15 protein-coding genes, 1 tRNA gene, 1 rRNA gene and 1 pseudogene are annotated in these 18,888 nt (G+C 45.7%); 14 read left to right on the forward strand and 4 right to left on the reverse strand.

Annotated features, from left to right (window positions below):
• Positions 1–26: 26 nt before the first annotated feature.
• Positions 27–479, forward strand: a complete 453-nt coding sequence (gene rplI / locus FIV04_RS01335) for a 50S ribosomal protein L9 (protein ID WP_032549897.1) — start codon at positions 27–29, stop codon at positions 477–479.
• Positions 480–662: 183 nt separating this feature from the next.
• Here the strand turns inward: rplI and FIV04_RS01340 are convergent, their stop codons facing one another.
• Positions 663–1,535: a DUF481 domain-containing protein gene (locus tag FIV04_RS01340; protein ID WP_253895363.1), complete on the reverse strand. Its 873-nt coding sequence runs from the start codon at positions 1,533–1,535 to the stop codon at positions 663–665.
• A gap of 175 nt (positions 1,536–1,710) precedes the next feature.
• On the opposite strand from FIV04_RS01340, the gene FIV04_RS01345 reads away from it, so the two are divergent.
• From FIV04_RS01345 to FIV04_RS01355, 3 genes and pseudogenes are all read left to right on the forward strand, one after another.
• Positions 1,711–3,102, forward strand: a complete 1,392-nt coding sequence (locus tag FIV04_RS01345; RefSeq protein WP_084181823.1) for a replicative DNA helicase — start codon at positions 1,711–1,713, stop codon at positions 3,100–3,102.
• Positions 3,103–3,108: 6 nt separating this feature from the next.
• Entirely contained in the window at positions 3,109–4,197 is a 1,089-nt protein-coding gene (gene alr, locus FIV04_RS01350) for an alanine racemase (RefSeq protein ID WP_152468065.1), read from the forward strand.
• 95 nt (positions 4,198–4,292) lie between these two features.
• Positions 4,293–5,411 (forward strand): annotated as a pseudogene (locus FIV04_RS01355) (BamA/TamA family outer membrane protein); the annotation flags it as partial.
• Between the two features lie 127 nt (positions 5,412–5,538).
• On the opposite strand, the gene FIV04_RS01360 reads toward FIV04_RS01355, so the two are convergent.
• A complete protein-coding gene (locus FIV04_RS01360) occupies positions 5,539–5,958 on the reverse strand; it encodes a secondary thiamine-phosphate synthase enzyme YjbQ (protein WP_150872903.1) in 420 nt (139 codons plus the stop codon).
• Between the two features lie 325 nt (positions 5,959–6,283).
• On the opposite strand from FIV04_RS01360, the gene pgi reads away from it, so the two are divergent.
• Positions 6,284–7,936 carry a glucose-6-phosphate isomerase gene (gene pgi, locus FIV04_RS01365; protein WP_152468066.1) on the forward strand — a complete coding sequence of 551 codons (1,653 nt, stop codon included), beginning with the start codon at positions 6,284–6,286 and terminating at the stop codon, positions 7,934–7,936.
• A gap of 161 nt (positions 7,937–8,097) precedes the next feature.
• Here the strand turns inward: pgi and FIV04_RS01370 are convergent, their stop codons facing one another.
• Both FIV04_RS01370 and zur read right to left on the reverse strand, forming a co-directional pair.
• A complete protein-coding gene (locus FIV04_RS01370; RefSeq protein WP_032549890.1) occupies positions 8,098–8,559 on the reverse strand; it encodes a chemotaxis protein CheX in 462 nt (153 codons plus the stop codon).
• Between the two features lie 17 nt (positions 8,560–8,576).
• Positions 8,577–9,035 carry a zinc uptake transcriptional repressor Zur gene (gene zur / locus FIV04_RS01375; RefSeq protein ID WP_032549889.1) on the reverse strand — a complete coding sequence of 153 codons (459 nt, stop codon included), beginning with the start codon at positions 9,033–9,035 and terminating at the stop codon, positions 8,577–8,579.
• Between the two features lie 314 nt (positions 9,036–9,349).
• Here zur and dusA point away from each other — a divergent pair, with 314 nt between their 5' ends.
• The 9 genes from dusA (at position 9,350) to FIV04_RS01420 (ending at position 18,775) form a co-directional block, all read left to right on the forward strand.
• Positions 9,350–10,330 carry a tRNA dihydrouridine(20/20a) synthase DusA gene (dusA, locus tag FIV04_RS01380; protein WP_150872902.1) on the forward strand — a complete coding sequence of 327 codons (981 nt, stop codon included), beginning with the start codon at positions 9,350–9,352 and terminating at the stop codon, positions 10,328–10,330.
• Between the two features lie 193 nt (positions 10,331–10,523).
• Positions 10,524–10,745, forward strand: coding sequence for an envelope stress response protein PspG (gene pspG, locus FIV04_RS01385; RefSeq protein ID WP_032549872.1), 222 nt, complete (start codon positions 10,524–10,526; stop codon positions 10,743–10,745).
• Positions 10,746–10,896: 151 nt separating this feature from the next.
• On the forward strand, positions 10,897–11,562 hold the full coding sequence (locus tag FIV04_RS01390) for a TIGR04219 family outer membrane beta-barrel protein (RefSeq protein ID WP_032549871.1): 666 nt from the start codon (positions 10,897–10,899) through the stop codon (positions 11,560–11,562).
• Positions 11,563–11,767: 205 nt separating this feature from the next.
• Positions 11,768–12,004, forward strand: a complete 237-nt coding sequence (locus FIV04_RS01395) for a hypothetical protein (protein ID WP_032549870.1) — start codon at positions 11,768–11,770, stop codon at positions 12,002–12,004.
• 118 nt (positions 12,005–12,122) lie between these two features.
• Positions 12,123–13,985: an assimilatory sulfite reductase (NADPH) flavoprotein subunit gene (locus FIV04_RS01400; protein WP_152468067.1), complete on the forward strand. Its 1,863-nt coding sequence runs from the start codon at positions 12,123–12,125 to the stop codon at positions 13,983–13,985.
• A complete protein-coding gene (cysI, locus tag FIV04_RS01405; RefSeq protein WP_032549868.1) occupies positions 13,985–15,712 on the forward strand; it encodes an assimilatory sulfite reductase (NADPH) hemoprotein subunit in 1,728 nt (575 codons plus the stop codon). Before FIV04_RS01400 ends, cysI begins: the two co-directional genes overlap by 1 nt.
• Positions 15,705–16,481 (forward strand): phosphoadenylyl-sulfate reductase, encoded by a 777-nt coding sequence (locus tag FIV04_RS01410; protein WP_150872900.1) that lies wholly within the window; start codon positions 15,705–15,707, stop codon positions 16,479–16,481. Before cysI ends, FIV04_RS01410 begins: the two co-directional genes overlap by 8 nt.
• A 597-nt stretch (positions 16,482–17,078) precedes the next feature.
• Positions 17,079–18,631: ribosomal RNA gene (locus FIV04_RS01415) — 16S ribosomal RNA — on the forward strand.
• A 68-nt stretch (positions 18,632–18,699) separates the two neighbouring features.
• Positions 18,700–18,775, forward strand: a tRNA-Glu gene (locus FIV04_RS01420).
• Positions 18,776–18,888: the final 113 nt, after the last annotated feature.

The raw sequence follows: 18,888 nt of genomic DNA on the forward strand, positions 1-18,888 counted from the left end.
AATAAAAGTTTAAGAGGACTAAGATAATGCAAGTTATTCTACTTGATAAGATCGGTAACCTAGGTGGCCTTGGCGACCAAGTAAACGTTAAATCTGGCTACGCTCGTAACTTCCTTATCCCACAAGGTAAAGCAGTTATGGCAACTAAAGACAACGTTGCTATGTTCGAAACTCGCCGTGCTGAACTAGAAGCTAAAGTTGCTGAGCAACTAGCTGCTGCAGAAGCTCGCGCAGAGAAAGTTAACGCTCTAGAAGCTGTTGTTATCGCTTCTAAAGCTGGTGACGAAGGTAAACTATTCGGTTCTATCGGTACTCGCGACATCGCTGACGCTATCACAGCTGCAGGTGTTGAAGTTGCTAAGAGCGAAGTACGCCTACCTGAAGGCGCTCTACGTAACATCGGTGAATTCGAAGTAAGCATCCAACTTCACTCTGAAGTATTTGCTACAGCGAACATCGCTATCGTTGCTGCTGAGTAATTTCAGTTAAAAGACGAATTCTTTCTTTTGAAAGTTTTAAAACACCAGCTTCGGCTGGTGTTTTTTTATGTCTGGAATTCAGGCGAGCGGCCAAGGTTTGTTGTACAGGTATGAGGGGTAAGAGTTACGATAGGTAAAAAGCCTATGATGATCTTTTTACCCTAAAAGTTGTTGAGAGTGCTCTTAGAATTGGAATAACAGATTCACAGAAAGCACAGAGTCTGCTTTATCTAAGCCATTTGGCACTTTATCGTGGTACTGACGTGAGTGTGCAATCTTGAGTGCGATGTTTTCGGTGATGTCATTTACGGCCTCGAGGTCGGTGTCGAGTCTTAGGTTACTTCTACCTGATACCAACGTCATATCCGCATTGAAGCTCAGATTAGGCAGTACTTGCCAAGACGAGTTTAAATTGCCTCGGAAAATACCCTCTTCGACGATCTCTGGAAAGATAATATCGTCATCATCGATTTCATCTAGGTTGGGTTCTTGGTAACGAAAACCAGGACCAAGTTCGAACTCTAACACGAAGGTTTCAGTATTTGAGAACTGATAACCTAAACCCGTCGAAATCGTATAATCCTTAAAGTAAGCACTGTAGCGAGAGTCTACGCCTTTAAAACTTCCGTAAAGGTAGGTTTTTGGACTTAACTTATAGTCACTCTGAGCTGTGTAAGTCGACTGTCTCTTGTCTTCTTCGCCATCTTTGTAAAGGTTGTAATACTTCCATTCACCCGTACTACGGTGACGCCCTTCTGTGTATTCGGCGCTGAGGCGTGCGTTTAACGAGCGAGAGTCAGAATTACCAGTATGCGACTGATATCCAAATTCGACTTCGGTCGTGAGCGGATCTGCAGGTTCAGTGTCTGTGTCACTCGGCGCGATATCCATATCCACAACATCTGTTGCTGCTTCTAATTGTAACTCTTCAGCTGGCTCTAAAGGCTCAGCCACTTCTATTGAGTCAAGAAGCTTATCAACAGAGGATTCTGTGTCATTAGCCAAAGCTAATGGAGTGCTCAGTAGACCAAGGCTAAGAGCAAATAATTTGGACACGCATACCTCATTAGGACAGTGAATGGGTGGAGGATCGTAATGCTACCCTTGGTGATTTGAGTCAGCAATAGGTAAATTCTTACTTAAGAGTAAAACAAACCCACTCCATAGCATTACAAATGAATGTTCTTGGGTATAATGAGCGATCATTATTAGTTATTTGAGTGTAGTCATAGTGGATACCAGAAATCAGAAATCAGCCAACGATCAGGTGGACGCGATTAAAGTCCCGCCCCATTCATTAGAAGCTGAGCAATCCGTGATTGGCGGCCTGTTGCTGGACAACGAACGCTGGGATACGGTTGCTGAGAAGGTCGTGGCGAAGGATTTTTATAGCCGTCCACACCGTCTGATTTTCGAAGCGGTGAAAGACATTCTAGAAGAAAGTGCCCCTCTGGATCTTATTACACTCTCAGAACACTTAGAGCTGCGTGAGCAACTTGAAGAGGTGGGCGGCTTCGCTTACCTTGCTGACCTTGCGAAAAACACCCCAAGTGCGGCAAACATTAACGCGTATGCGGATATCGTCGCTCAGCGTGCTCTAGTACGTAGCCTGATTGGTGTCGCGAATGAGATCGCCGATTCAGGTTACGACCCACAAGGCCGTACCTCAGAAGACCTGCTTGATCTTGCCGAGAGTAAAGTATTCGCGATTGCAGAAGGTCGTGCGAGCGAGAACGAAGGCCCGCAAAACGTAGACAGCATTCTAGAGAAAACGTTAGAGCGTATCGAGATCCTATACAAAACGCCGCAAGATGGTGTGACTGGTGTCGATACCGGCTTTAACGACCTCAACAAGAAAACCGCTGGCCTACAAGGCTCAGACTTAATCATTGTCGCAGCGCGTCCATCGATGGGTAAAACGACCTTTGCGATGAACTTGTGTGAAAACGCGGCAATGAAACAAGACAAGCCTGTTCTTATCTTCTCGCTAGAGATGCCGGGCGAACAGCTGATGATGCGTATGCTTGCGTCTCTTTCTCGCGTAGACCAAACCAAGATTCGTACTGGTCAGTTGGATGACGAAGATTGGGCTCGTATCTCTTCAACCATGGGCATCCTCATGGACAAGAAGAATATGTACATCGATGACAGCTCAGGCCTAACGCCAACCGAAGTACGTTCACGTGCACGTCGTATTGCTCGTGAGCACGATGGTCTTTCAATGATCATGATCGACTACCTTCAACTGATGCGTGTGCCGTCTCTTTCTGATAACCGTACCTTGGAAATTGCCGAGATCTCTCGCTCTCTGAAAGCTTTAGCGAAAGAGCTGAATGTTCCTGTTGTGGCACTTTCCCAGCTTAACCGTTCCCTAGAGCAACGTGCTGATAAGCGCCCTGTTAACTCGGACTTGCGTGAATCGGGCTCGATTGAGCAAGATGCCGACTTAATCATGTTTATCTACCGTGATGAGGTTTATAACCCAGACAGCTCACTAAAAGGTATCGCGGAAATTATTATCGGTAAGCAGCGTAACGGCCCAATCGGTTCGGTTCGTTTGACCTTCCAAGGTCAGCACTCTCGATTTGATAACTATGCAGGTCCTGCATTTGATGATGAGTAACGCTTAATGACGTACATGAAAGCGGCGACCGCGAGCATTGATCTCAATGCACTAGAGCATAACCTTCGTCAGATAAAGTCGAAGGCGCCTCAATGTAAAGTAATGTCGGTGGTTAAAGCCAATGGCTACGGTCACGGCTTACTGCAGATTGCTAAACACTCTAAAAACTCCGATGCGTTCGGTGTAGCTCGCATTGAAGAAGCGCTTCAACTGCGTGCGGGCGGTATTGTGCAACCGATTCTATTGCTTGAAGGTTTTTACTCTTCAGGTGATTTGCCGATCCTTGTTACCAACAACATTCAAACCGTGGTCCACTGTGAAGAGCAGTTAAGTGCGCTAGAAAATACCAAGCTTGAAGCTCCGGTTGTTGTTTGGTTGAAGGTGGATAGTGGTATGCATCGCTTAGGGGTTCGCTCTGAGCAGTATCAAAACTTTGTGGAGCGTCTTCATCAGTGCCCTAATGTCGCTAAACCGCTGCGTTATATGAGCCACTTTGGTTGTGCAGATGAGTTAGATAAAGGCACCACACAGCAACAAACAGAACTATTCCTGTCCTTAACGGAGGGTTGCGAGGGTGAGCGCTCCTTGGCAAACTCGGCAGGCTTGCTAGCATGGCCAGAGAGCCACTTAGATTGGGTCCGCCCTGGGATTATCTCTTACGGCGTCTCTCCGTTTGTAGAACAGACGGCACAAGACCTAGGCTTTCAGCCTGTGATGACCCTGACTTCGCACCTGATTGCAGTCCGTGACCTTAAAGCAGGTGAAAGCGTTGGCTATGGTGGTAACTGGACCAGCGACCGCGATACCAAAATGGGCGTGATCGCAATTGGTTACGGTGATGGTTACCCGCGTACCGCACCTAACGGCACACCGGTATTCATCAATGGTCGCAAAGTGCCGATTGCAGGTCGTGTCTCTATGGACATGTTGACTGTTGATTTAGGCCCTGATGCCACCGACCAAGTGGGTGACGAAGCAACCTTGTGGGGTAAGGCTCTGCCTTCTGAAGAGGTTGCGTCTCACATCGGCACTATCGCTTATGAATTGGTTACCAAACTCACTTCACGTGTCGCGATGGAGTACGTGAAATCGTGAGCGGTAAAAAAAGGTGGTTTGCCAGTGCTATAACGCTGGCGGCCTCGCTGGTTTTTACTCCTGCTCAAGCCTCAGATAAACCAGAGAAAGAACCCAAAGACTCTGCGTTTGTTCCCTTCTACTTCAGTACTGAAACCATGGGTAATACCTTTGGGGTTGCTGGTGTCGCAAAAGGGGTAGGGCAGCCACAAGCAGCATTGTTTGGTACCGCGCTCTATTCCGATAAAGACAGCTACGTCGTCTTCTTGTCCGCTTTTAACTACGCGTTGTCGCAAAACCTGCTGTTTAGTACTCAGATGTACCAAGCTCGTTTTAATGACAATCCATATTATCTCGGTGATCAGGGCAGCAATGACTCTTCTGATCTGGATAAAACCATCGCTGATGGTCACGAGCAAAACTATCAAGCTGAGTTTAAGTATTTGTTGCCTTGGGGGAATGTCGCAGAGCATGGTCTTTTGGGTGCGTTCCAACCGATTAAAGACGTCAGCTTCGCCTCTCCGCTAGAGTCTGGCGTGAGTTCGATTATCTTTACGCCGTTTTATACCTCTCGTGACCTCAAAGATCTCAACCAAACCGAGAAAGCGACAGGCTTTAATTTAAGCTTTGATTGGGATAACCGAGACAGTACTCGTAACCCAACCAAAGGTTCACACTCTTTGTTAAAGTTGACGACGGGGGCTGACGATTGGTCTGGGAGTGATCCTTGGTTTAAATGGACATTTCAAAACAGCCAATACTACGCATTAGGTCCACTTGGAGATTGGTTTGATCAGCAAGTGCTGGCTTTTGACTTTTATACTGCGGATACACCAACGTGGAATAACTGTTCTGGTCAGGAGTGTGCTCGTCCGCCTGAAACAGAACAAGCGCGTCTTGGTGGTCTGTACCGACTAAGAGGCTATACCGGTGGTAGATTCCATGGCCGCTCTGCGGTTCATTACTCTGCGGAGTATCGTGTGTTACCTGAGTGGCAGCCATTGGAAGACATTCCTCTGATTAACTACTACGACTTGCCGTGGTGGCAGTGGGTTGCTTTTGCCGAAGTAGGGCGAGTGGCTGATGAGTACGATGTAAAAACACTGCATACCGATATGAAATGGAGTTTGGGTGGTGCGGTGCGCTTTCAGGTAGAAGGCATTGTGGTGCGAGCAGAATTAGCCCGAGGCGATGATGAAGGTACCTTTAGGGTTATGATAAACCAACCCTTCTAAAGCTAATGTTCTCGCTCAACTGAGCTTAAAAAGTATTTGGCCTACCGTAGGCCTAAAGCTCTATGAATAAGAGTGGTCGTGGAAACGCACCACTCTTTTTTATTGATTCAATTAAGGTTTTTCTGCGTTATTCACCTTGGATGGTTAGGATTACGGTGCGGCTACCGCCGAAATCACGATGTTCACCTAAGTAAATGCCCTGCCATGTTCCTAAAGCTAATCGACCATTGGTAATAGGGATTGTCACACTATTGCCCAGAAGCGATGCTTTAATGTGTGCTGGCATGTCGTCGTCGCCTTCATAAGTGTGTCGATAGTACGGCGCTCTCTCAGGTACATAGCGATTAAAGTGCGACTCCATATCCGCACGTACGGTAGGATCTGCGTTTTCATTGAGGGTTAAGCTCGCAGAAGTATGTTGGATAAATAAGTGTAATAAACCAACAGTTGGACAATTAATGTCGTTGATGTGTTGTTCAATTTCATCAGTAATGAGATGAAATCCACGCTTTCGTGCATTGAGGTGAATAGTCTTCTGAAACCACATATAGCATCCTCTATAATGTATTTGGCAAAAAAGCGGTTTAACGCTATCTTTTGAACTTGAATTTACAGGGTTTAGTTCACACTTCTACAGTGTAGAACCGAAATCAGCGCCAGTTAGTGGTTCACAAAAACGAACCGTGATTTATCTCAAGGCGCTGATGGTTATATACGGCATAATACGCCGTGAAAAAAAATTACAAAGAATCTTTCAGTGATGATGAAATCTTTGTCGTCACCGAATCATAGAGCTTTTGCCTAATCGGGGGTTCTCTTATCACATTAATGATATTGAGAATAAAACCTAAAGTAACATCGGGATAGTTACCATGTTGAAAAATATCAACCCAACGCAAACACAAGCGTGGAAATCTCTAACTGCACACTTTGAATCTGCTCAAGATATGGAGCTAAAAGAGCTATTCGCTCAAGATGCAAAGCGTTTTGACGCGTTCTCTACTCGCTTCGGTTCAGACATCTTAGTCGATTACTCTAAGAACCTTATCGATGCAGAAACGATGCAGCACCTATTCGCACTTGCTAACGAAACAGAAGTTAAATCTGCAATCGAAGCAATGTTCAAAGGTGACGCAATCAACCAAACTGAAGGTCGTTCAGTTCTTCACACTGCTCTGCGTAACCGCAGCGATAAGCCAGTGATGGTTGATGGTAAAGATGTAATGCCTGCTGTAAATGCTGTTCTAGCAAAAATGGAACTCTTCACACACCGCATCGTATCAGGCGAGTGGAAAGGCTACACAGGTAAAGAGATCACTGATGTTATAAACATTGGTATCGGTGGTTCGGACCTAGGTCCATACATGGTGACTGAAGCCCTAACACCATACAAAACACGCCTAAACATGCACTTCGTGTCTAACGTTGATGGTACTCACATCGTTGAAACACTGAAGAAAGTAAACCCAGAAACAACACTATTCCTAGTGGCTTCTAAGACGTTTACAACTCAAGAAACAATGACTAATGCACACTCTGCACGTGATTGGTTCCTTGCGGAAGCGGGTGATGAAGCACACGTAGCTAAGCACTTCGCAGCGCTATCTACTAACGCAACTGCGGTAGCTGAGTTTGGTATCGATACAGACAACATGTTCGAATTCTGGGATTGGGTTGGCGGTCGTTACTCTCTATGGTCTGCAATCGGTCTATCGATTTCACTGTCTGTAGGTTTCGACAACTTCGTTGAGCTTCTTGAAGGTGCTCACGACATGGATAACCACTTTGCTTCAACTGAGTTTGAAAGCAACATTCCAGTTATCCTCGCGCTAATCGGTATTTGGTACAACAACTTCCACGGCGCTGAGTCTGAAGCAATCCTACCTTACGACCAATACATGCACCGTTTTGCTGCGTACTTCCAGCAAGGTAACATGGAATCTAACGGTAAGTTTGTTGACCGTGACGGTAACCCAGTGGAATACCAAACGGGTCCAATCATCTGGGGTGAGCCTGGTACAAACGGCCAGCACGCTTTCTACCAGCTGATTCACCAAGGTACTAAGCTGATCCCTTCTGACTTCATTGCTCCAGCTATCAGCCACAACCCAGCATCTGATCACCACCAGAAGCTAATGTCTAACTTCTTTGCTCAAACTGAAGCACTAGCATTCGGTAAGACAAAAGAGACAGTAGAAGCTGAATCCCTAGCAGCAGGTAAAACAGCTGAAGAGGTAGCAGAACTAGTACCATTTAAAGTGTTTGAAGGTAACCGCCCAACAAACTCTATCCTAGTTAAGCAAATCACGCCTCGCACTCTGGGTAACCTAATCGCGATGTACGAGCACAAGATCTTCGTACAAGGCGTTATCTGGAACATCTTCAGCTTCGACCAATGGGGTGTAGAGCTTGGTAAGCAACTAGCGAACCAAATCCTACCTGAGCTTGCTGATGACGCAGAAGTGACATCTCACGATAGCTCAACTAACGGTCTAATCAACGCATTTAAAGCGCTTAAAGCTTAATTGAGTTGAACCGGTAAAAAGAAACGCCAGCCTTCGAGCTGGCGTTTTTGTTTTTCCAAAGTAAGCCTTGTACTTCGATAAATAGCAGGCAATAAAAAAGGCTGGCACTGCGCCAACCTTTCTTTCAATTCGCTTTCTTTAAAGTCGAACGTTCGATGCTGTTATTCGAAACAGATCTCGATGAAGGCATTACCCCATTGAGATGAGAACGGCATGATGATGATTGCACCTTCACACTTGTGACGAATAGTGTGCCCTTTGCCTGATACAACAATCGGTGTTGCCATATCAAAATCGAAGCCACTTTCAGCAAGGATACGCTTTGCACCGCCCGTTACCATGTTAGTGATCTCACCAACCATATCGGTAACTTCTTCGTTTAGACCGTTAGGGCGCTCACCCAGCATGTTCTGCATGATTTCTAGCGCTAGGCCTTCATCAAAAGTGATCGACATTGAACCACGAGACTGTGGGCCAACCATACCGATTAAACCAGAGACATCACCACGAGCGATTTCATCTTTTTTAACTCTAGGTTTCTGTGGCTTCAATTCTAGAGAAGCCATCGTTTTCAGCACATTCATGAGAGAGGCTAAAAACGGGTTTACAAATTCAGCGCGCATAATGTTCTTCTATAATCTTAATCTTTCAGCTCAGTCGAGCAGGCTTGGCAAGTGCCATGAGATTCGATGACGTGGTTGGTCAATCGAAAGCCGTGCTTGTCTGCATTGTTAGCGAGTTGAGATATCAGGTCATCGTCTTGCAATTCGATAACGCTGCCACACTTATCACAGATTAGCAGCTGTGAGAAATGTTTGTGAGCATTACAAGAGCAGCAGCAAATAAAGCTGTTTGTTGACTCAACTCGGTGAATGAAACCTTGTTCCAACAAAAAGTCTAAAGCGCGATATACAGTAGGTGGTTTGGCCTGAGGTTCACTTTGCTTAAGCTGTTCCAGTAACTCATAAGCACTAGAGGCTTTTTTATTCGCTAAGATAAGCTCAAACACTCGCTTTCTTTGAGGTGTTAAACGAACGCCTCGTGATGCGCATATCCCTTCAACTTGCTCTATTAATGTTTGGTCCAAATTTTTCACCATACAAAGGGACGTCTCTAACTACTTACTATTTTGACAGTAAAATCAGCGAGGTGTCCTTAATTTCAATAAAAGTCAGGTACAGAGCGTATTGTGACTTATGACTTTGAATAAGACAAGGTAACTCAAAATGACCGCATGACTCAAGATATAACTGATTATTGACGTCAAAATAGAGGCTCTGTGAATGGGTTGAAATATAAAAGTGTGAGGTAAAGATCATATAGCGCAAACAAGGTATAGCCTTTACAATAGCCGACTTCACTTTTGTTGGCTGCGCCAATAAGTACGTTTGACTCGTAATTAGGGTATTTACCATGACACATTCATGTAGACTTTCTGTTGCTCCAATGCTCGATTGGACTGATCGTCACTGTCGCTACTTCCATCGCCTGCTGTCTCAGCAGACTCTTCTATATACGGAAATGGTAACGACAGGCGCAATACTGCATGGTAAAGGTGATTTCCTAGAGTACAGCGAGCAAGAGCACCCAGTGGCGCTTCAATTAGGTGGCTCAAATCCAGTTGATTTGGCGGAATGTGCGAAGTTAGCAGCTGAGCGTGGCTACGATGAAGTGAACCTTAACGTAGGTTGCCCATCTGATCGTGTTCAAAATGGTCGCTTTGGTGCATGCCTAATGGCTGAGCCAGAGCTGGTGGCGGATTGTGTATCAGCGATGAAAGAAGTCACCGATATCCCTATCACAGTAAAAACGCGTATTGGCATCGATGAGCAGGACTCATACGAGTTCCTAACTAAGTTCATCTCAACGGTTTCAGAGAAAGGCGGCTGTGAGCAATTTACCATTCACGCTCGTAAAGCTTGGCTGAGTGGCTTGAGCCCGAAAGAGAACCGTGAGATCCCACCGCTAGACTACACACGTGCTTACCAAGTGAAGAAAGATTTCTCTGACTTAGTGATTGCGGTGAATGGCGGCATTACTACGCTAGAGCAGACCAAAGAACACCTTCAGCACTTAGATGGCGTAATGATTGGCCGTGAGGCTTACCATAGCCCATATATTCTGGCTGAAGTGGATCAGCAGATCTTCGGTTTAGACACACCAATCAAGAAACGTTCGCAGGTTGTTGAAGAGATGTACCCGTACATTGAGCAAGAACTGATGAAAGGTGCGAGCCTAGGTCATATCTCTCGTCATATGCTTGGTCTGTTCCAAAGCATGCCGGGTGCAAGACAGTGGCGTCGTTACATCAGTGAGAACGCGCATAAGAAAGGTGCAGGTATCGAAGTGATGCAAACTGCACTGGCGAAAATTCCTAAAGAATTGAATGTGTAATCTCTAGGTTTATTATCTAGGCGAAATTTACCACTATTGGCTATTTTAACCATTAACAAGAAGTCTAAAGCCATGCATGAAAATGTGCGGCTTTTTATTTGCTTGATTTTTAAGGGTTTTATTTTTATTTCGTGTTGGTATGGAAGCTGCAATAAGTAAGATTAAGAGAAACAGGTCATCATAGGAGACCATTATGTTTGAATTAATCTTTGTTCTTATCTTCGTTGCGACGCTATTGGTAACAGGCATTACCTTTATGACGGTATTAGCGGCAACAGGACTTGCACTCGTCGTGATGGTCGTACTGGGTATGGTAGGAGCGGTACTAAAAATATTACCTTGGTTGATTGTCATCGCGATTGGTATTTGGTTCTTCAAGAACGTAGTAAACAGCTCTAATCCTCGTCGTTATTAATGGGTTACTGCTCGAAAGTCATGGCAACGTCAAATTTGATCGCAACGGATGTTTATCGCATCCGTTGTGCATATGTGTGGTAGAATTTTACTCATTAGTCTATGAATGTACTTAGAATTAGTACAACGCAATGGAACGGGAGCTCTCTCAAATGAATAAAATGCCATTAATTGCTTTAGTGGGAATGTTATCTTTAAGTTCGACAACGTCTGCTCAAGAAGAACCTTTCTACACGGCGAAAGTCGGTGCCGATATGTGGTGGGGAAGTACAAAGCTTAATGAAGTAAGACAAGATGATTCACAATCGCCGTCTTTGTACTTTGCATTTGAGCACAAGTTCCCAATGTTGCCGAACGCAAGTATTCGTTACACGTCAGTGGATGCTGATGCATTGGCTTTTGATAAGTACGATTACACCTTCTACTACACACTGCTAGAACACAAGTTAATGAACTTTGATGCGGGTGTAACTTTCACTCAGTACTCAAATTCAAACTACGTTGAACCTAAAACGGGCGGTGCTCAAACGGATTTCGATGAGCTGACGTGGAGCTTTTACGGTAACGCAGAAATTAATGTTCCTGATACTAACTTCGATATCATCGGAACAATGGAGTTTGGTGATAGTAGCGGTATTAAGAGCACGGACCTAATGGCGGGGGTTCAGTACCGAATACCAGTTGCCGACACACAAGTTGCGCTACGTGGTGGCTACCGCGTTATCGATCTAGACTCTGATGAGTTCTTTACTTCTGACCTAGGTAAGAGCTTCGTGATGGTTGATGGCTGGTTTGCGGGTGCAGAAGTTCGCTTCTAATTATCGCGATTGCACGACTACAGGCGATAAGCCAAGTTGAATAATATGAAAACGCCACTGACTCTCAGTGGCGTTTTTTGTTTTGGATATACCAATCTGGAATGAGTTAGTACTCCCATCACTTTTGGGGATTCTTATGCATTGCTTCAATCGACGTCTATTATTAAAAGACACAGTATTGCAGAGTCACAGCAAAGGATGGGATATGACACTCAATGAATTACGCACTCTATATCGAGAAAATCTGCTGGTGGAAGCAATCATAGAGCCCTCAATCCAAGAAGGGGCATGGGTTGTGGAGTTTCGACACATGAGCGGCGGCTTTGTATTGTTGACCGATGTACACGGTGAAGAGTGCCATTATGCTGACCTCGACCTCGCATCAAAGTCCGCAATGGCCGTCGGATTTCAACAGGTACGCATCGAAAATCAGCAACAGTAGATAAGCCAACAACGGCTTTTTACTTCCAAAAAGTTATAAAACATACTTTTCTATTCTTTCTTGTTATTAAAAGGAGTGGTTAATCTATCGTCACGCAATGATTAGGGATGTCGTGACCATGTCTTTAAATAAGAAAGAGTCTTCACAGAATAACGCACAAGCAGGTAGCAACGAACTACCGGGCTTAGCTGCACCATTAAATGATCAACAATTAGGTCATCTTCAACAGAGTGTTTCAGAACTTTCACCGCAACAGCTTGCTTGGGTAAGTGGTTATCTATGGGGTGTAAGCCAAAACCAACCTTCAGCGGCAGCTGCACCTATTGCTCAAGCAGCAGCTGTGGTTGCGGCTAAACCTGCAGGTAAGCTAAGCATCATCTTTGCTTCTCAAACGGGTAACGCAAAGGGTGTCGCGGAAGCGCTAGAGTCTGAAGCAAAAGCACAAGGCATTGCGGTTGAGCTATTTGACGCGAGTGACTACAAAGGTAAGAACTTAGCGAAAGAAACACACGTTATCTTCGTTGCTTCAACCAACGGTGAGGGCGAAGCCCCTGATAACGCGATTGAGCTGCATGAATTCCTTCAGTCGAAGAAAGCACCTAAGCTACCGAACCTACAATATGGTGTCATCGGTCTTGGTGACTCAAGCTATGAGTTCTTCTGCCAAACCGGTAAAGATTTCGATAGCTTCCTATCTAAACTCGGCGCGACGCCATTTATTGATCGTGTTGATCTAGATGTGGACTACGAAGCACCAGCAGAAGAGTGGCGCGCATCAGCACTTGAGAAAGTGAAAGAGGCACTATCTTCAGGTACTGAAGCTGAGGTGGTTCAACTTCCTGTTGGCCAACAAGCGGCAGGTCATAGCCTTTACACCAAACAGAATCCATACACAGCAACACTGCTTACCAGTCAAAAGATCACCGGTCGTGATTCAGGTAAAGACGTTCGTCATATCGAAATCGATCTGGACGAGTCGGGTATTACTTACCAACCGGGTGACGCATTGGGCGTGTGGTTTGAAAACAGCCCAGAGCTAGCAAATCAAATCCTAGCGAAAGTAGGTCTTTCTGGCGTAGAGAGTGTTGATGTAGATGGTGAGAGTCTTTCTATTCATAGTGCTCTAGTCAGCAAATACGAGATCACGGCATCTAACCCGCAGCTAGTAACTAAGTTCGCAGAGTTATCGGGCAGTAAGAAGCTAGCAAAGCTGGTGGAAGATAAAGACAAGCTTCGTGAATACGCTGGTAATACTCAGGTCGTTGATGTTCTAGCAGAGAAGAAAACAAAACTATCTGCTGATGAACTGGTTGGTCTGCTACGCAAGCTTACGCCGCGTCTTTACTCAATCGCATCAAGCCAATCTGAAGTTGATGAAGAGGTTCACCTAACAGTCGGTTTAGTGGAATACCAAAAAGGTGATGAGTCTCGTCAAGGTGGCGCATCAAGCTTCTTAGCTCAGCGCTTAGAAGAAGGCGGTGAAGTGAAAGTGTTCGTAGAGAACAACAATAACTTCAAACTTCCTCAAGATGATGCAACGCCTATCATCATGATTGGCCCAGGTACAGGTATCGCACCATTCCGTAGCTTCATTCAAGAACGTGACAACAATGATGCTGAAGGCAATAGCTGGTTGTTCTTTGGCGACCGTACCTTCACTCAAGATTTCCTATACCAAGTTGAATGGCAGAAATACTTGAAGTCAGGCGCGCTAACCAAGCTTGATGTGGCATTTAGCCGTGACCAGCAAGAGAAGGTGTACGTTCAAGACCGTCTTATCGAGCAAGCTGAACAAGTGTGGCAGTGGATACAAGAGGGCGCTTACCTATACGTATGTGGTGATGCGACTCGTATGGCAAAAGATGTCAACGAAGCACTGATCACAATCGCACAAGAACAAGGCAAGCAGAGCCGAGAGCAAGCTGAAGAATATATTAACGATCTACGTAGAGCGAAACGTTACCAAAGGGATGTGTACTAATGAGCAAGCAAGTAATAGAGCAAGAAGTATTAGGCCAAGTGCTTGGCCCATTAGCAGACAACGAACGTTTAAAGCGTGAAAGTAATCATCTGCGTGGCACCATTGAAGCCGATCTACAAGATCGCATCACAGGTGGCTTTACTGCAGACAACTTCCAGCTGATTCGTTTCCACGGTATGTATCAACAAGATGACCGTGATATCCGTAACGAGCGTGCAAAGCAAAAGCTAGAACCGCTACACAATGTGATGCTTCGTGCGCGCATGCCGGGTGGCATCATTACACCAAAGCAGTGGCTAGCAATTGATAAATTCGCGGATGAGAGCACTTCGTATGGTTCTATCCGACTCACTACACGTCAAACATTCCAGTTTCACGGTGTTTTGAAGCCAAATATCAAGTTGATGCACCAAACGCTAAACAGCATAGGTATTGATTCGATCGCGACAGCGGGTGACGTAAACCGTAACGTGCTATGTACGACTAACCCAGTAGAATCTGAGCTTCATCAAGAGGCTTACGAGTGGGCGAAGAAGATCAGTGAGCACCTTCTACCAAAAACGCGTGCTTATGCTGAGATCTGGCTAGATGGCGAGAAACTAGAAACGACCGATGAAGAGCCGATTCTAGGCAGCAACTATCTACCTCGTAAATTCAAAACCACGGTAGTGATCCCGCCACAGAATGATGTGGATGTGCACGCCAATGACTTGAACTTCGTGGCAATTGCAGAAGACGGCAAGCTGGTGGGCTTTAATGTGCTTGTCGGTGGTGGTCTCGCAATGACTCACGGTGATACGTCGACTTATGCACGTAAAGCTGATGACTTTGGTTTTGTACCACTAGCAAACACATTAGATGTGGCTGCTGCGGTGGTAACAACACAACGTGATTGGGGTAACCGTTCTAACCGTAAGAACGCAAAAACCAAGTACACACTAGACCGTGTTGGTATTGATGTCTTTAAGGCCGAAGTAGAGAAACGTGCAGGCGTGAAGTTTTCTGATAGCCGCCCTTATGAGTTTACTGGTCGAGGCGATCGCATAGGTTGGTCTGAAGGTATCGATGGTAAATTCCATTTAGCACTATTCATTGAGAACGGTCGTCTACTGGATTTCCCAGGTAAGCCTCTTAAAACAGGTGTTGCTGAAATCGCTAAGATCCATAAAGGCGACTTCCGTATGACAGCAAACCAAAACTTAATTGTTGCAGGTGTGCCAAAGAGTCAGAAAGCCAAGATCGAGAAGCTTGCTCGTGAATATGGTCTGATGGACGATGCGGTAACCGAGCAGCGTAAAAACTCAATGGCATGTGTGGCGTTCCCAACGTGTCCATTAGCAATGGCTGAAGCAGAACGTTTCCTTCCGGAGTTTGTGACTGATGTGGAAGGCATTCTTAAGAAGCACGGCTTACCGGAAGATGACAACATTATCCTGCGTATTACAGGTTGTCCGAATGGTTGTGGTCGAGCGATGCTAGCAGAGCTTGGTCTAGTGGGTAAGGCTCCGGGTCGTTACAACATGCACTTAGGTGGTAACCGAGCGGGTACACGAATTCCTAAGATGTATAAAGAGAACATCACCTCTGCACAAATCCTTCAAGAGATCGATGAGCTGGTGGCTCGTTGGGCAAATGAAAGAGAAGAGGGCGAAGGGTTCGGTGATTTCACTATTCGCGCTGGCATCATTGAAGAAGTGATCATTTCTAAGAGGGATTTACATGCATAATTCTGTGACTTCCAAATTGAAGTTGGCAGATCTGCTTGCATTAACCAAGACGGAGCAAATCCTCCGTCTTTCAGAAATCAATGCTGAGTTAGAGACGCTAACCGCTCAACAAAGAGTTAAGTGGGCACTAGAGAATCTAGAAGGCAATCACGTTGTCTCATCTAGTTTTGGTATTCAAGCGGCGTTAATGCTTCATCTTGTGACCCAAGCGAAACCGGACATTCCAGTGATCTTGACGGATACTGGTTACCTTTTCCCTGAAACGTACCGCTTTATTGATGAATTAAGTCAGCAGCTGACATTAAATCTTCAAGTCTTTAGAGCGAAACAGAGCCCGAATTGGCAAGAAGCGCAATACGGCAAGTTGTGGGAACAAGGTTTAGAAGGGATAGAAAAGTACAACAAGCTAAATAAAGTCGAGCCAATGAGGCGTGCACTGGATGAGCTTGATGCAGGGGTTTGGTTCTCGGGTTTGAGAAGAGAGCAATCTAAGTCTCGTGCAAACCTTCCTATTCTCTCTATCCAAAACGGTGTGTTTAAGTTCTTGCCTGTCATCGACTGGAGTAATAAAGATGTTCATTATTACTTAGAAGAGCATGGTTTGAGTTATCACCCACTACGAGAAGAGGGTTACTTATCCATTGGTGATACTCACACTACTAAGAAGTGGGAGCCGGGTATGACCGAAGAAGAAACGCGATTTAATGGTTTAAAACGCGAATGTGGTCTTCATGAAGACGATGGTGAGCAATACGGTTCTGGTATTTAATCCAACTTGTATTGAAAAAGCTGCTTTTAAGCAGCTTTTTTTGTGTTTGTAGAATACAAAAAACATCAGTTGTGGATAACTCTGTGGGTAGCTTGTAGTTCGATTGGGGTTAAACTTGCATAAATATGGCTTTGAATGTTATTTCTGCACTTAAGCGTTATTTTTGCAAATTTCTTGAATTAAAGCTTGCCAATGTGAGGAACATCTCTATAATGCCGCCTCACTGACACGGCAGACGCCACAAGGCTTCAGCGAAGAATGTTAGTTCGGCAACTAGCTTAAAGCGATATTTCGCTTCTACTTTTAGAAAGTAGAAATTAATTTTCAAAAAGTGTTTGACACTGAGAATTAAGTCGCTAGAATAGCCGCCTCTTCCGAAGTGATGTAAGTCACAACGAAGAAAAGCTCTTTAACAATTTAAACCTATCAATCTGTGTGGGCACTCGTTGATGAATATCAAAAATGAAACTTCGGTTTCAACTTGATTTCAATGAACTGAGTGACCAATTCGAATCGTAAGATTCGGCACAGTCAATTCACAGTCACTATTCGTAAGAATAGGGAATGTAATCAGTATTCATTGAGTCACAAAATCTTAAATTGAAGAGTTTGATCATGGCTCAGATTGAACGCTGGCGGCAGGCCTAACACATGCAAGTCGAGCGGAAACGAGTTATCTGAACCTTCGGGGAACGATAACGGCGTCGAGCGGCGGACGGGTGAGTAATGCCTAGGAAATTGCCTTGATGTGGGGGATAACCATTGGAAACGATGGCTAATACCGCATGATGCCTACGGGCCAAAGAGGGGGACCTTCGGGCCTCTCGCGTCAAGATATGCCTAGGTGGGATTAGCTAGTTGGTGAGGTAATGGCTCACCAAGGCGACGATCCCTAGCTGGTCTGAGAGGATGATCAGCCACACTGGAACTGAGACACGGTCCAGACTCCTACGGGAGGCAGCAGTGGGGAATATTGCACAATGGGCGCAAGCCTGATGCAGCCATGCCGCGTGTATGAAGAAGGCCTTCGGGTTGTAAAGTACTTTCAGCAGTGAGGAAGGGGGTGTCGTTAATAGCGGCATCTCTTGACGTTAGCTGCAGAAGAAGCACCGGCTAACTCCGTGCCAGCAGCCGCGGTAATACGGAGGGTGCGAGCGTTAATCGGAATTACTGGGCGTAAAGCGCATGCAGGTGGTTTGTTAAGTCAGATGTGAAAGCCCGGGGCTCAACCTCGGAACTGCATTTGAAACTGGCAAACTAGAGTACTGTAGAGGGGGGTAGAATTTCAGGTGTAGCGGTGAAATGCGTAGAGATCTGAAGGAATACCAGTGGCGAAGGCGGCCCCCTGGACAGATACTGACACTCAGATGCGAAAGCGTGGGGAGCAAACAGGATTAGATACCCTGGTAGTCCACGCCGTAAACGATGTCTACTTGGAGGTTGTGGCCTTGAGCCGTGGCTTTCGGAGCTAACGCGTTAAGTAGACCGCCTGGGGAGTACGGTCGCAAGATTAAAACTCAAATGAATTGACGGGGGCCCGCACAAGCGGTGGAGCATGTGGTTTAATTCGATGCAACGCGAAGAACCTTACCTACTCTTGACATCCAGAGAACTTTTCAGAGATGAATTGGTGCCTTCGGGAACTCTGAGACAGGTGCTGCATGGCTGTCGTCAGCTCGTGTTGTGAAATGTTGGGTTAAGTCCCGCAACGAGCGCAACCCTTATCCTTGTTTGCCAGCGAGTAATGTCGGGAACTCCAGGGAGACTGCCGGTGATAAACCGGAGGAAGGTGGGGACGACGTCAAGTCATCATGGCCCTTACGAGTAGGGCTACACACGTGCTACAATGGCGCATACAGAGGGCGGCCAACTCGCGAGAGTGAGCGAATCCCAAAAAGTGCGTCGTAGTCCGGATTGGAGTCTGCAACTCGACTCCATGAAGTCGGAATCGCTAGTAATCGTAGATCAGAATGCTACGGTGAATACGTTCCCGGGCCTTGTACACACCGCCCGTCACACCATGGGAGTGGGCTGCAAAAGAAGTGGGTAGTTTAACCTTCGGGAGGACGCTCACCACTTTGTGGTTCATGACTGGGGTGAAGTCGTAACAAGGTAGCCCTAGGGGAACCTGGGGCTGGATCACCTCCTTATACGAAGATGTTCACGATAAGTGTCCACACAGATTGATATGGTTTAGAAAGTTAAGAGATATCTTAGTGTCCCGTTCGTCTAGAGGCCTAGGACACCGCCCTTTCACGGCGGTAACAGGGGTTCGACTCCCCTACGGGATACCATCTTTAAGTGCATTTTTAATAGTGCTTTTAAAAATGGTTACTTCATTAAGAAGTGATTAGCTCTTTAACAATTTGGAAAGCTGACTGATTTAAATAACAAGTTATTTAAATCA

This window comes from Vibrio sp. THAF190c (assembly GCF_009363355.1).
Classification (GTDB): Bacteria; Pseudomonadota; Gammaproteobacteria; order Enterobacterales; family Vibrionaceae; genus Vibrio; species Vibrio fortis_A.

What these genes read in the sequence shown, in the direction of transcription:
- rplI (WP_032549897.1), top strand. Translation starts at nt 27, where the DNA reads ATGCAAGTTATTCTACTTGATAAGATCGGTAACCTAGGTGGCCTTGGC.
- alr (WP_152468065.1), top strand. Translation starts at nt 3,109, where the DNA reads ATGACGTACATGAAAGCGGCGACCGCGAGCATTGATCTCAATGCACTA.
- FIV04_RS01360 (WP_150872903.1), bottom strand. Translation starts at nt 5,958, where the DNA reads ATGTGGTTTCAGAAGACTATTCACCTCAATGCACGAAAGCGTGGATTT.
- pgi (WP_152468066.1), top strand. Translation starts at nt 6,284, where the DNA reads ATGTTGAAAAATATCAACCCAACGCAAACACAAGCGTGGAAATCTCTA.
- FIV04_RS01370 (WP_032549890.1), bottom strand. Translation starts at nt 8,559, where the DNA reads ATGCGCGCTGAATTTGTAAACCCGTTTTTAGCCTCTCTCATGAATGTG.
- zur (WP_032549889.1), bottom strand. Translation starts at nt 9,035, where the DNA reads ATGGTGAAAAATTTGGACCAAACATTAATAGAGCAAGTTGAAGGGATA.
- dusA (WP_150872902.1), top strand. Translation starts at nt 9,350, where the DNA reads ATGACACATTCATGTAGACTTTCTGTTGCTCCAATGCTCGATTGGACT.
- pspG (WP_032549872.1), top strand. Translation starts at nt 10,524, where the DNA reads ATGTTTGAATTAATCTTTGTTCTTATCTTCGTTGCGACGCTATTGGTA.
- FIV04_RS01390 (WP_032549871.1), top strand. Translation starts at nt 10,897, where the DNA reads ATGAATAAAATGCCATTAATTGCTTTAGTGGGAATGTTATCTTTAAGT.
- FIV04_RS01395 (WP_032549870.1), top strand. Translation starts at nt 11,768, where the DNA reads ATGACACTCAATGAATTACGCACTCTATATCGAGAAAATCTGCTGGTG.
- FIV04_RS01400 (WP_152468067.1), top strand. Translation starts at nt 12,123, where the DNA reads ATGTCTTTAAATAAGAAAGAGTCTTCACAGAATAACGCACAAGCAGGT.
- cysI (WP_032549868.1), top strand. Translation starts at nt 13,985, where the DNA reads ATGAGCAAGCAAGTAATAGAGCAAGAAGTATTAGGCCAAGTGCTTGGC.
- FIV04_RS01410 (WP_150872900.1), top strand. Translation starts at nt 15,705, where the DNA reads ATGCATAATTCTGTGACTTCCAAATTGAAGTTGGCAGATCTGCTTGCA.